This window comes from Iodidimonas sp. SYSU 1G8 (genome assembly GCF_039655775.1).
Lineage (GTDB): Bacteria > Pseudomonadota > Alphaproteobacteria > SMXS01 > SMXS01 > RI-34.
Window position 1 is genome coordinate 1,086,550 of record NZ_JBBYXJ010000002.1, and the last position, 12,673, is coordinate 1,099,222.

General features: G+C 63.7%; 8 protein-coding genes and 1 riboswitch. Of the genes, 2 read left to right on the forward strand and 6 right to left on the reverse strand.

Features of this window, described 5'->3' with window-relative positions; all coding sequences use genetic code 11:
• Positions 1-34: 34 nt before the first annotated feature.
• Positions 35-2,857: a TonB-dependent receptor gene (locus WJU17_RS16340; RefSeq protein ID WP_346328458.1), complete on the reverse strand. Its 2,823-nt coding sequence runs from the start codon at positions 2,855-2,857 to the stop codon at positions 35-37.
• Positions 2,858-3,124: 267 nt separating this feature from the next.
• On the opposite strand from WJU17_RS16340, the gene WJU17_RS16345 reads away from it, so the two are divergent.
• Positions 3,125-4,036, forward strand: a complete 912-nt coding sequence (locus WJU17_RS16345) for an SDR family NAD(P)-dependent oxidoreductase (RefSeq protein WP_346328459.1) — start codon at positions 3,125-3,127, stop codon at positions 4,034-4,036.
• A 71-nt stretch (positions 4,037-4,107) separates the two neighbouring features.
• On the opposite strand, the gene WJU17_RS16350 is transcribed toward WJU17_RS16345, so the two are convergent.
• The 4 genes from WJU17_RS16350 to WJU17_RS16365 all read right to left on the reverse strand — a co-directional run bounded on the left by WJU17_RS16350 (position 4,108) and on the right by WJU17_RS16365 (position 9,797).
• Positions 4,108-4,602: a 6,7-dimethyl-8-ribityllumazine synthase gene (locus tag WJU17_RS16350; RefSeq protein WP_346328460.1), complete on the reverse strand. Its 495-nt coding sequence runs from the start codon at positions 4,600-4,602 to the stop codon at positions 4,108-4,110.
• Positions 4,603-4,680: 78 nt separating this feature from the next.
• Positions 4,681-4,827, reverse strand: a riboswitch (FMN riboswitch).
• A 66-nt stretch (positions 4,828-4,893) separates the two neighbouring features.
• Entirely contained in the window at positions 4,894-5,454 is a 561-nt protein-coding gene (locus tag WJU17_RS16355) for a TetR family transcriptional regulator (RefSeq protein ID WP_346328461.1), read from the reverse strand.
• A gap of 83 nt (positions 5,455-5,537) precedes the next feature.
• Entirely contained in the window at positions 5,538-7,400 is a 1,863-nt protein-coding gene (locus WJU17_RS16360) for a nuclear transport factor 2 family protein (protein ID WP_346328462.1), read from the reverse strand.
• A 111-nt stretch (positions 7,401-7,511) separates the two neighbouring features.
• The gene (locus WJU17_RS16365; protein WP_346328463.1) at positions 7,512-9,797 is read right to left on the reverse strand and encodes a TonB-dependent receptor; all 2,286 of its coding nucleotides are present in this window, start codon (positions 9,795-9,797) and stop codon (positions 7,512-7,514) included.
• A gap of 284 nt (positions 9,798-10,081) precedes the next feature.
• Here WJU17_RS16365 and ettA point away from each other — a divergent pair, with 284 nt between their 5' ends.
• Complete coding sequence (ettA, locus tag WJU17_RS16370) at positions 10,082-11,764, forward strand: energy-dependent translational throttle protein EttA (RefSeq protein WP_346328464.1); 1,683 nt, start codon at positions 10,082-10,084, stop codon at positions 11,762-11,764.
• A 42-nt stretch (positions 11,765-11,806) separates the two neighbouring features.
• On the opposite strand, the gene WJU17_RS16375 is transcribed toward ettA, so the two are convergent.
• Positions 11,807-12,484, reverse strand: coding sequence for a hypothetical protein (locus WJU17_RS16375; RefSeq protein ID WP_346328465.1), 678 nt, complete (start codon positions 12,482-12,484; stop codon positions 11,807-11,809).
• Between the last annotated feature and the right edge of the window lie 189 nt (positions 12,485-12,673).

Genomic DNA, 12,673 nt, shown 5'->3' on the forward strand with positions numbered 1-12,673 from the left:
TCATGTCCTTGGTGAGTGTGCCGGTGGGAATGCGTCAGAACGTCGCCTTGGCGCCGAACTTGCCGGTCCAGGAATAACGCTCGTACTGCAACAGGCGGTCGCGTCCGGGGCCGCGTTGGAACGCGACATAGGGAGCGTCGTTCAGGTTCACGAACTCGGCGAACAACTGGATATTCGGGGTAACCCTGTACTTTACGCTGACGTCCAGCTGGAAGTGATCGCGGACGTAGCGGTCCTCCTCGGCGTCGCCGCCCAGCTCGTCCAGATAGATGTCCCGGTAGGTGCCCGCCACGCGGATACTGAACGGGCCCTTTTCATAGCCGATCATGGCATTGAAGGTGTTCTTGGCCGATGACGGCAGCGAGATGATCCGGCCGTCGACCTCGCCCTTGGCGTCGGTGTAGGTGTAGTTGGCACCCAGCAGCAGGCCATCGAACGGCGCGGGCAGGAAGGTCAGCGACTGCTGGTAGCTGATCTCGAAACCCTTCACCTCCGCCGTCTCGCCATTCACGGGAATGATCGCCTCGCTGGCGAACACGCCGTTGAAGGTGATGTCCTCGAACTCCTGCCGGACGATGAAATTCTTCACGCGCTTGTAGAAGAAGCCGCCCTGCAGCACCGCGTTGTTGGCGAAGTACCATTCGGCGCTCAGGTCGAAGTTCCACGCGCGGTATGGCTCCAGGTCCGGGTTGCCGAATTCGCCTTCACGATCGCCCTCGTCATTGGCCTCCACCAGGAAACGCGGCGCGATATCACCGATATTGGGCCGGACCACGCTGCGCGAGACCGCGGCGCGGAACACCAGCTCCTTCTGCGCCTCGAAGCGCAGGTTCAGGCTCGGCAGCCAGTCGGTGTAGTGGCGCTTGAACGATGTCGGCGTGACGAAGAGCGTGTCCTCGTCGAGAACCTCGCCCTCGTATTCACCGCCTTCCTCGATCAGTTCGACAATGTTGCCGATCACCGTGTTGCGGGTGTGCTCCATGCGCACGCCGCCGACCAGGCGGAGCGCACCATTGTCGTAGCGGCCCAGCAGATAGCCCGCGTAGATGTCCTCGGAGACGTCATAGTCGCCGACGATGGATTCGAAATCGGAATCAATGTCGCTCCGCTCGAACAGGTCGCGATTGGCATCGAAGAAATCGCGGATCTTTCGCGGGTCGCCCTGTGGCGATACATCCGCGAGGCCATAGCTTTGCTGTCCGAGCACATCGGCCAGCGTATAGTCACCGTCGAAGCCGTCATAGATGTCGGCCGTCAGGTCATAGGTCTTTCGGCGCATCCGGACCTTTCCGCCGGCCTGAACCTCGAGAGAGCCTTCGGCCAGGGCGAATTCGCGCTTGATGTCGAGTTTGCCGGCCCATTCCTCATCCTCGGACAGGCCGAGCACGGCGCCTTCGACGGAGTCGAACTCATAGCTGGACGGGTCGAAGAAGGTTTCTGAGCCAGCGGTGATGGTGTAGGCGGGACGCACCATATCGGCGTAGTCGAACGTGACGCCGAAAGCGCCCGGGTCCTCGAAGCCCAGCTCGAACGCCGTCGGGTCCAGCGAGTTGACTTCCTTCTCGCGCGCGATCGAGTAGGAGCCCTGGTAGTTGAAGGTCCACGGCCCCGCGAAGGTTTCGCCGCCGAACACCAGCGAGGTGATGGTCTGGCTCTCGAAGCGGTCCTTCACGTCGCGGACGATGGTGATCTCGCCATCGTCGGACAGGAAAGACGCGCTGTCGCCGTCACCGGCGCTCGGCTCCTCGTCGAATTCGAAGATCAAATTCTTGCGGGTTTCCTGATCCTCGAAGCGGCTGTGCAGGCCGCGCGCGAACAGCTTGGTATTGTCGGACAATTTGTAGTCGAGGGACAGCGAGCCGGCCATGCGCGTGCGCTTCACGTCGTAGTCGCGGTACTCTACCGTGTCGGCGAAGGCGATGCCGTCATCGGTTTCATCCCAGCCGTCCATTTCCACATTGTCGGTGGAAAAATTGCGCTTGTAGTAGGAAAGTCCGCCCGCAATGCCCAGCCGCTCGCCGACGCGTGTGGCGAAGTCGATGGCGCCCTTGGGCGACACGTTGCCGTTCAGATTGTTGTACGAGCCTTCGGCGGTGATCGACACAAACGATTTTTCCAGGTCGAAGGCGCTGGTCGTGTCGATCTCGATGGATGCGCCGATGGTGTCACCGTCCATGTCGGGGGTCAGGGTCTTCTTGATCTCGATGGATTCGATCAGTTCGGACGGCAGGACATCGAGCGCCACCGAACGGACGTCCGCTTCCGGCGCCGGCACCCGGACTCCGTTGATGGAGGCGCTGTTCAGATTCGGGTCCAGACCGCGTACCGAAATGAAACGCCCTTCGCCCTGATCGTTGAGCACGTTGATGCCTGGCGCGCGGCGCGTCGCCTCGGCGACGTTCTGGTCGGGGAACTGCCCCATCGCGTCACGGGTCAGGACGTTTTCCACCGTGTCGGACGCGCGCTGGCGAGAGATGGAACTGGCCAAATTCGCCTGTTGGCCCGTGACCAGTACACTTTCGAGGCTGGTGTTGGCGTAAGGGGATAGGGCAATTTCCGTGTTGGTGCCCTGATCCGGAACGCTGATCGTGGTCTCCACCGTTGCCGCGCCGGCATAACGGACCCGCAGGGTGTAAGCGCCCGGCGCCAGATCGGCGAAGCGGAACGTGCCATCCGTATCCGTGCGGGCGCTCCGGTTCAGCTCCAGGAGAAGGAGTTCCGCGCCGCCCAGCGACCGGACGCCGGTGCTGTCGATAACCTTGCCGGACAGGGTCGCGGCGGCGGCTGGACCGGCCAGGACGCCGCCCGCAAGAGCTGTTGCGGCAAGCAACAGGGTTTGAGGCGACATGTTTCGCATGATGATCCCCTCCCGCGGCTCCGTGCCGCCTGTTGGCGCTGCATATCGTTGGCGCGTTGCAGAAAGGTTGAGGTTCTGTGAAGTTCTGAAGGCGAGGCGGGAGCCGGCGACATAACGCGTTGGAATCGTTCGTGGCGATCTGGACAGCGCATGGGGCGTATGACGAAAACGCCAAGCGCGGACCTGGACTAATGGTCAAAGTTTGGGCTTTCGCGGCCCGGACCCTGTGGTAACAATGGCCGCGGATTCATAACGGGAGGTTTTCATATGGCCATCAGGTTCGACGGCAGGGTTGCCATCGTCACGGGTGCGGGCGGCGGCGTTGGCCGGGCCCATGCGCTGGAATTGGCGCGTCGCGGCGCGAAGGTCGTGGTCAACGATCTGGGCGGCGCCATCGACGGCAGCGGCGGCTCGAGCGCACAGGCCGAGGCGGTCGTCGCCGAGATCAAGGCGGCGGGCGGCGAGGCGATTTCCGACGGCGGCAGCGTGACCGATCAGGCGGGCGTCGACAACATGGTCAAACGGACCATGGAGCAGTGGGGCCGTATCGATATCCTCATCAACAATGCCGGCATCCTGCGCGACAAGACGTTCTCCAAGATGGAGATCGCGGATTTCCGCGCCGTTCTGGAGGTCCACCTGATGGGCTCGGTGATCTGCACCAAGGCGGTGTGGCCGATCATGCGGGAGCAGCAGTACGGGCGCATCGTCGTCACCACCTCGGTGACGGGCCTCTACGGCAATTTCGGCCAGACCAATTACGGGGCCGCCAAGGCCGGTCTCTACGGCTTCATGAACGTGGCCAAGATGGAAGGCGCGCGGGACAATATTCGCATCAACACCATCTCGCCCTTCGCGCTCACCCGCATGACCGAGGGCATGATCACCGGCGAGCGCGCCGCCATGTACGGACCTGAGCTTGTGTCGCCTGCCGTGATGTATCTGGTCAGCGAAGACGCGCCGACGGGCATCATCCTCAGCGCCGGCGCGGGCACGGTGTCGCGTGCGGCGATGGTCGAGACCCAGGGCGTCAATTTCGGCATGGGTATCACGGCGGAAGACGTCGCCGCGCATTTCGACGAGATCAATGATTTCTCGACCGCCAAGCCGCTGCGCGATGCCGGTGAGCAGAGCGCCAAGAACGCCGAGACACTGGCGAAGACGCCGCTGAAAGGTTAAGCGAACGAGGGCGCCGGCGGCGGCAAGGTCGCCGCCGGTTCTCCTCCTGTCGGCATTGTCCCGTGGACGGCTCAGGCCGCCGCGCGGACGGCCCCCTGCTTCAGCTTGCGCATATTCTCGATGGTCAGCGCGCAGGCGGTGGCCACTTCGGTGCCCTTCACCACGAAATGTTCGCGGAAGAAGCGCTGGTGTTCTTCATGCTCGTGGAAGTGACGCGGGGTGAGGACGGCGGACAGCACCGGCACGTCCAGATCAAGCTGGACCCGCATCAGGCCGTCGATGACCGCGCTCGAGACATACTCGTTGGCATAGATTCCACCATCTACCACGAAGCCCGAGGCGACGATGGCGCTGTAGCGTCCCGACGCAGCCAGGATCTTGGCGTGCAGCGGGATCTCGAAGACGCCAGGGACTTCGTGAAGGTCGATGAGGTCTTGGGAAAATCCGCGCCGGGTCATTTCGACTAGGAAGGCGTCGCGGCAGCGGTCGACGATGTCGCGGTGCCATGTGGCCTGGATGAAAGCGATCCGGCCGGTGTCGGTGGTGTTCTGGTTGCTCTGATTCATGGTGCTCCCTTTCGCAAAGCAAGAATCAGGGCGCACGGGCCAAGAACGGCGAGGCGCACAGCGCCGCCGCACTGGGAAACCCGTTCTCTTTCATCCGGACTGTGACCGTCGGCTTCGGAGTTGCACCGAATCTGCTGACCCCGGCGATCTCCTGCCGGGCGCTCGCGGGCTTGCGCTGGCGCGCTTACCGCCGGTGGGGACTTTCACCCCGCCCCGAGAACGTTACCGCCCGGACGGGATTGTCCGGCACGGCAGTCTGTTTCTAGCGAAGACGGAACGCCGGTGCAACGGTCAGCCTGCTTCGTCAATGATGACCGACGCGGCGCGCTTGGCCTGCCGCGCGGCGATGGGAGCGCCGAACTCGTGGGCGACCGCGATGGCGCCTTCGTGCAGGATCAGGATCTGCTGCGCCAGATTGCGCGGGTCCCTGAGACGCGCGGATTGCGCGTTCTCCAGGATGTAATCGAAAACCGCGCGCTTCTGGGCCGCGGCCGTGGTGTGCACCGGATGGTTGACGGGGCCGTACTCGCAGGCCGCCTTGATGAAGACGCAGCCATTGAAGTCTTCCTTCTCGAACCATTCCTCAAGCGCGTCGAAGATGGCGAGCAGGCGATCGGCCGGCTCTTCCGCCAGCGCGTCGGCGCGGGTCCGCAGCCAGGAGACATAGCGCGCACCTTCGGCCTCAAGCGCCGCGACGATCAAATCGTCCTTTGATTTGAAGTGGTTGTAGAGGGTCATCTTGGCGACCCCGGCCTGGGCGAGAATGGTGTCGATACCGGTGGCATGGAATCCGTCGCGCGAGAACATGGCGGCGGCGGTATCGACAAGATGGTCGCGTTTGGGGCTGGGCATGGCGTGCGTTCAACTCGGCTATACAGGTCTGTTTAAGAGTAAGTAGTAACAGACAGCCGCGCTGGCAACAGAATTGGTCGGGTTCAGGCCCGCCCGGCCAGCATGGACGAGAACAGGTCGGTCATGCGCTCGGCCACTTGGGTGTAATCGTCCGCGCCGATGGTCTCGGGGATGAGCTGTCCCTCGATCAACAGCATGGCGGCGCCCTGGACGAGGGACCAGGCCGTGACCGCCGCCACCTTGGGGTCGATCTCGCCGCCGCCCCGCGCACGTACAACGTCGCTGACCGCCGCGCCCAGCAACTGGGCGGCGGCAATGCGGGCCTGCATCAACTCGCGTGAAGCCTCGTTGCCGATGAATTCGCCGCTGCTGATGAGCCGGAACAGGCCGGGATTGGCGACCGCGTACTTAATGTATCCGACGCCCAGCGCCCGGTGTCGGGCGACCGCGTCCTGCGCGCCGCGAGCCTCCGCCTCCATGAATTCGATCATGGTCCACAGGGATTCGCTGGCGACGGCCATCAGCAACGCCTTCTTGTCGGCGAAGTAGAAGTAAGGTGCGTTGTGCGACACGCCGACGGCCCGCGACACCTCGCGGATGCTGACGCCCGCCTGGCCCGTGCGTTCGATCGTCTCCATGGCCGCCTTGATGAGCGCGGTCCGCACGCCCTTGTCATGCGCATCCTGAGGCGGTTGGGACGGGCTCGTGCTCAGCGCCCGTCGGCCCGCAGGCCCGAGGATGTCCAGCACCGCGCCCTTGGTCGATCCGGCCGGTGCCGGGGGCAGCGGCTCGCGGCGATGCCGCTTGATGTCGTCCAGGGTAATGGTCGATCCCGCGGCTTCGCTCGCGGCCTGAATCTCCGGATCGAGGAAGGGGGCCGTGTCGAAATAGTCGGCGGCGTAGACGATCCAGCCATCCTTGTAGCGCCGCACGCTCGCGCCGCGCGTCATCACCACCCGCTTGCCGTCGGGCAGTACGGCCACCTGACGCCACTCGCTGTAGGAGACGTCGCCATCGAAGATCGGGGCGCGAAGGGGTTCGAATTCGATGTGGCCCACCTTGGCCATGATGTCGCCCAGCCAATCGCGGATCGCCTGCTGGCCGCGCACCTCGCCGAAGATCGGGTCGATGTAGACGGCGTCCGTCGGATGCATGAGGTCGGAGGTCACGGCGTAGTAGTCCGCCGGCCGGCTGATCTCGAAGGCCACTTCGTGCAGTTCGCGATTGGTCAGGCCCGATGGCCGCGAGACCAGCCCGTCCTTGGGCTTGCCGGCGCGCGCCGTCAGCCATGCCTGCACGTTGGGCGAGGGCAGCGCTGCCGGCGGCTTGGTCCAGGCGGTGGTTGGCACCCGCGGCCAGGCGGGCAGCGGCACGACCCGCTCGCCCTTCGCCGCGGCAGCCGCCAGTCCAATGCGAATCGGCGTCGAGTCGAAATAGTCGACCGCGTAGGTGATCCAGCCATCGCGATACTCCCGGACGCTGATCCCCTTGACGATCGGTTTCCACGTGCCATCGACAGGCTGGACGAGCTGCCATTCATCGATGGAGGTTCCGCCTTCACCATCGTCCATGAATTCGGCTGGGAATACCGGGTCGAAGCTGGCGCCGCCGCCCTGGCCGGACATGATCGGCACCAGCCAGGCGCGGATTTTCTTCTGGCCATGCAGGTCCCCGAAGATCGGATCGATATAGGTCGACTTCGTGGGGTGGAGCATGTCGCAGTGCAGCTCGAAGAAGCGCTCGCCCAGTGACCGGTCGTTGATGATGGAATGAATGTCCGGATGCGACAGGCCGCTGGGCGTTGCGACGAAGCGGCGCGCGTCGAGCGGCTTGCCCGACATCTCCCGCATATAGGTGTCGAGATAGGCCTGGGCCGCGGGCGAATGGGTCGGCCGCCACAGTGTCTTCTGGCGTTCGAGGACCGCGTTGGCTTCAGGTTTCTTCATGGGGTCTCCTTCGGGCGCCTCCGATCGCACCGGTCCGCTCGCGGCGAGGATGAGGCTAGTGGCAAACAGGGCGCGGAGCATCCGTTTTGATGGCATCGGCGTGGCCCCGGTTCAGAATTTGTAGCGGACGAGCACGCCGTAGGTGCGCGGCGCGCCCGGTATGCCCAGATAGGTGCCCACAAGCCGGTTCAGACCGGGACCGCCGCCCAGCGCCGAGCCGATCTGCGCGCAACCGACCAGATATTGTTCGTCCGCCAGATTCTTGGCCCAGACCTGAACATCGATGCGGTCGTCATCCGTACGAAAGCCCGCGCGGGCATTGATCAGCGTATATGCCTTCTGCCGGCACAGGGGATCGGCGCCCAGGTCCAGATCCTGCCGGCCGGTATACAGCGCATCGATGCCCACATAGAACGCACCGCCCATGCTTTCGACGGGGAGGGTGTAGTTCGCCGAGCCGGCGAGCTGCCATTCCGGCGCGTTCGGCAGAACATCGCCGGTGCGATCGCCGAACTGACCGCCGGGAAGCGGGCCATTCGGATAGTCGGTGTATTTGGCCTTGTTGTAGCCGGCGCTGGCGAGCAGGGAGAAATTGTCGGTGACCTGCGCGAAGGCTTCGAGCTCGATGCCGGTGCTCCGGGCCTTGGCGGCGTTCGTGGTGCGGATTTCCGGCGCGTCGAAAATCGTCACCTGCAGATCGCGGAACTGGATCAGGAAAGCCGACAGATTCAGCGATACGCGTCGGTCGAGCAGGAAGGTCTTCGCCCCAGCCTCGAAATTCCTTGCCGATTCCGGGCCGAACTCCAGCCGGGAAGGATCGAGCGAGATAGCGCTGCCACTGAGCCCGCCGCCGTTGAAGCCGCCCGACTTCGCGCCTTCCGAATAGGTGAAGAACAGATTGGTGGCGTCGTCGATCGAATAGACCACGCTGCCCATCAGCGACAGGTTGTTCTCCGAGCGCTTGAACAGGGTCGGCGGGAACGGCTGGAACCCGATCAGGCCACCGAACAGCGCGCCGACCTCCTGGGAGATCAGCAGGCTGCGGCCCTCGCGGTCGATGCGCGCGCCGCCGGTCAGCTCGATCTGGTCGGTGATGTGCCAGGTCAACTGCCCGAACAGCGCCTGACTGTTTACATCCAGGTCGTGATAGTGGACCTGCTGCACGCCCTGCAGGCCCGGCGGCAAGCCGAGCAGGGTCGAATCGTCCACATTGGTCTGCAGGTCGCTCTTCAGATTCGACCAGTAGAAGTAGGCACCGACCAGATAGTCGATCGGGCCCTCGCTGTCCGAGACAAGGCGCAGTTCTTCGCTGAGCTGCCACTGCTGGTTGTCGCGTCCTGAACGGAAGAACGCCTCGGCGCTGTAATCCAGATCGAGGAAGTTCTCGCTCCTGAAGCCGCGATAACCGGTCAGCGACGTGAGAACGGCGCCGCCCAGATCGTAGTTCATCTCGATGGAGCCGCCCCAATTGTCGACCGAATTGCGTTCGGCGTCCGGCGTCTTCTGTACGTCGCGGTCGAACACATTGCCCGGCGTCGGGACGGGGTAGGGCGGCGGCAGGAACAGGAACGCCGGCTCGAAGCCGACCAGCAGGAGGTCGCCGATGGTGCTGTTGCTCTTGTCGCTCTGGTAATCACCGGAAATGGTGACGTCGAAATCATCGCCGGCCTGGGCGTGGAATTTGCCCCTCAGGCCGAAACGCTTCACATCCGCCACCGCCGAACCGTCCACGGTGTTGCGGCGCAAGCCACTATCGTCGGCGTAGTACGCTGACAGGGACATGGCGGCGACACCTTCGACCAGCGGCACCTCGATCCCGCTGCGCAGTCGCAAGGCGTCGTAATTGCCATACTGGGCATCCGCCGTCAGGTGGAACTCGGTCAGCGAGGGCTTGCGCGTGATGATATTGACGGCGCCCACGGTCGAGTTCTTGCCATACAGCGTGCCCTGGGGACCGCGCAGCACCTCGATCCGCTCCAGATCGACCAGCTCGGTGTTCAGCTGTTCCGGACGCTGCATGTAGATACCATCCACATAGAACGACACGTTGGGGTCGATGCCCGGCTGGGTGTTGCGGGCGGCGCTGGTCAGGCCGCGTATGGTGACCCTGTTGTCTCCAGCACTGCCCTGGCCGAAATCGATGCGCGTGTTGGGCACGAACCGGGCGAGATCGTCCAGCGACGCGATGTTGCGTTCCTCCATGAAGGATTCGCCGAAGGCCGATATGGAAATCGGCAGTTCGGACAGCGTCTGTTCGCGCTTCTGAGCCGAGACGATGACTTCCTCGATGCGCGGCCCTTCCTGCGCGCTGAGCGCGAATGGACCAAGCGCCATCGCGATCGCGGCGCTCGTCAGGACAAAGTGGTGGTGTCGTCGCGCTGGCGCGGCGTTGGTCATGTCTGCCTCCCCAAAATCGGCATCGGCTTCGACGCCGGTCTTGTGCGCCGGCTGTGACGGAAGGATGCCTGCTCCGTCGCTTGACACTGTCAACCTAATTGATTGACAGTGTCAAGCGACAAAGAAGCTTGGTGGTGCTGGTCTTGAAACGGTCTGGTTGAGGTACACCTCTGGGCAATCGACGGTCGCTGAGAGGCCGCCGGCGATTTCTCCGGCCCGATCCCCTCGACGAAGCGGCCTTGCTGCCGCTATAAACCGGGCCAGCAGACAACAGGAGTTTTCCCGTGGCTTCGTACCAGTACGTCTATGTGATGAAGGGCCTGTCCAAGAGCTATCCGGGCGGCCGGACGGTCATCAAGGACATTACTCTGCAGTTCCTCCCGGGCGCCAAGATCGGCGTACTCGGCGTGAACGGCGCGGGTAAGTCGACCCTGCTCAAGATCATGGCCGGGCGTGACACCGAGTTTCAGGGCGAGGCCTGGGCCGCCGAAGGCATCAAGATCGGCTATCTGGAGCAGGAACCGTCGCTGGATCCGAACAAGGACGTATTCGGCAACGTCATGGACGGCGTCTATCACACGCAGTCGCTGATCGACGAGTTCAACGAGGTTACCGGCAAGCTCGGCGACGAGATGTCCGATGACGACATGGCCAAGCTCTACGAGCGCATGGGCGAGTTGCAGGAGCGGATCGACGCGGTCGATGGCTGGAACCTGGACCGCCAGGTCGAGATCGCCATGGACGCGCTGCGCTGCCCGGCGGGTGACGCGGACGTGACCAAGCTGTCGGGCGGCGAGCGCCGCCGCGTCGCGCTGGCCCGGCTGCTGCTGGAAAAGCCCGACATGCTGCTGCTCGACGAACCGACCAACCATCTGGACGCCGAGAGCGTTGCCTGGCTCGAGCACTTCCTGGCCGAATATCCGGGCACCGTGCTGATGGTGACCCATGATCGCTACTTCCTCGACAACGTCACCAGCTGGATTCTCGAACTGGATCGCGGCCGGGGCATTCCTTACGAGGGCAATTATTCCAACTGGCTGATCCAGAAGCAGAAGCGGCTGGAGCAGGAAGGCCGCGAGGACGTCTCGCGCCAGCGCCAGCTCGCCGAGGAACTGGAGTGGGTGCGCCAGTCGCCCAAGGCCCGCCAGGCCAAGTCCAAGGCCCGTCTCAAGGCCTATGACGAGTTGCTCGACAAGGCCAATGAGCGCCAGACCACCGGCACCGCCAAGATCGTCATCCCGCCGGGTCCGCGCCTCGGCAATGTGGTCATCGAGGCCAAGGGGGTTTCGAAAGGCTATGGCGAGAACCTGCTGATCGACGATCTGAGCTTCCTCATGCCGCCGGGCGCCATCGTTGGCGTCATCGGGCCCAACGGTGCCGGCAAGACGACGCTGTTCCGCATGATCACCGGCCAGGAGACCCCGGATTCCGGCACCTTCAAGGTGGGCGAGACCGTGAAACTGGGTTATGTGGACCAGTCACGCGACGCGCTCGATCCCAACAAGAACGTCTGGGAGGAAATCTCCGGCGGCGTCGACGTCCTGCATCTGGGCAAGATCGACGTTCCCAGCCGCGCCTATACCGGCGCCTTCAACTTCAAGGGAACCGACCAGCAGAAGAAGGTCGGTATCCTGTCGGGCGGCGAGCGCAACCGCGTCCATCTTGCCAAGATGCTGAAGGAAGGCGCGAACCTGCTCCTGCTCGACGAACCGACCAACGATCTGGACGTCGATACGCTGCGGGCTCTGGAAGAGGCGCTGGAGGAATTTGCCGGCTGCGCCATTATCATCAGCCATGATCGCTGGTTCCTCGACCGCATCTGCACCCATATCATCGCCTATGAGGGCGAGAGCCAGGTGGTGTGGTTCGAGGGCAACTACCAGGATTACGAAGCCGACCGCAAGCGCCGCCTGGGCGCCGAGGCCGACCAGCCGCACCGCCTTCGGTTCAAGAAGTTCGCCGCCTGATCCATACGGAGCGGTCGTTTACCGGCCGCTCCACCATCCGGCTCAGTCCTCGGGGATCGGCACCACCAGCGCGGGATGGGCGCCGAAGCCCTCCTGGGCCACGTCCGAGTCCGCCGAGGCCAGGTGAACGGCGCGGCTGGCGGCATCCCAGTAGCCGTAGCCGGTGCCGCCATCCTTCATCAGCGTATCGAGCAGCCACATGGGCTGGCCCATCGGACCCTTGCGATCAAAGCCGTGATCTCCCGTGCGGGTCGCGCGCACGCGCTGGATGGCCATGTATTCGAACGCGGTCAGCGAGACCCAGCCGCGTTCGGAAAACAGCGGACGCAGGTCGTTGGGGCTTTTCCCGCGGGTTTCGGCCGGATAGGCGCCCGACAGCATGAAGAGACAGTAGGGACCTTCGGGCCGGTTGAGGGTCTGGGACTGTTTGAATGCATCGACGCTCTCCACCAGCGGCGCGGCATATTGCAGGTCGGCGCTCACATCCTCGAGCGGTTCGCTCAAAAGTTGCACGACGCCCAGGTGAAAATCCAGTTGCTGACGCTTGATCGACGGGAACATCAGCGCCGAGGTAAACCCGGCGCCCAGCGCCCGGTTGGCCACCCGCTTCATTTCGTCGGTGACCTCGATGGACATGGGCAGATAATCGGCGATGCGCGGCAGCAGCACATCGTCGAAGAAGGCACGGCTGTTTTCCAGGATTTGGTCGAAGGATTCCATGTCGCCTCTACCTCGGATACACTTCAACCGTTAGCGGCCGAGCTTCCCCGAAGCGCGGAATCCGGCGGTTGAAAGTGAACAAAAAATGAACAGTGTGCGGCGTCGATAGCATCTGCGCCCACCGGCTGGAAGGATCGACTCGACTGCCTCATCTTCTTTAGCCTCATAGAATTGGCGTGTCACGAACCC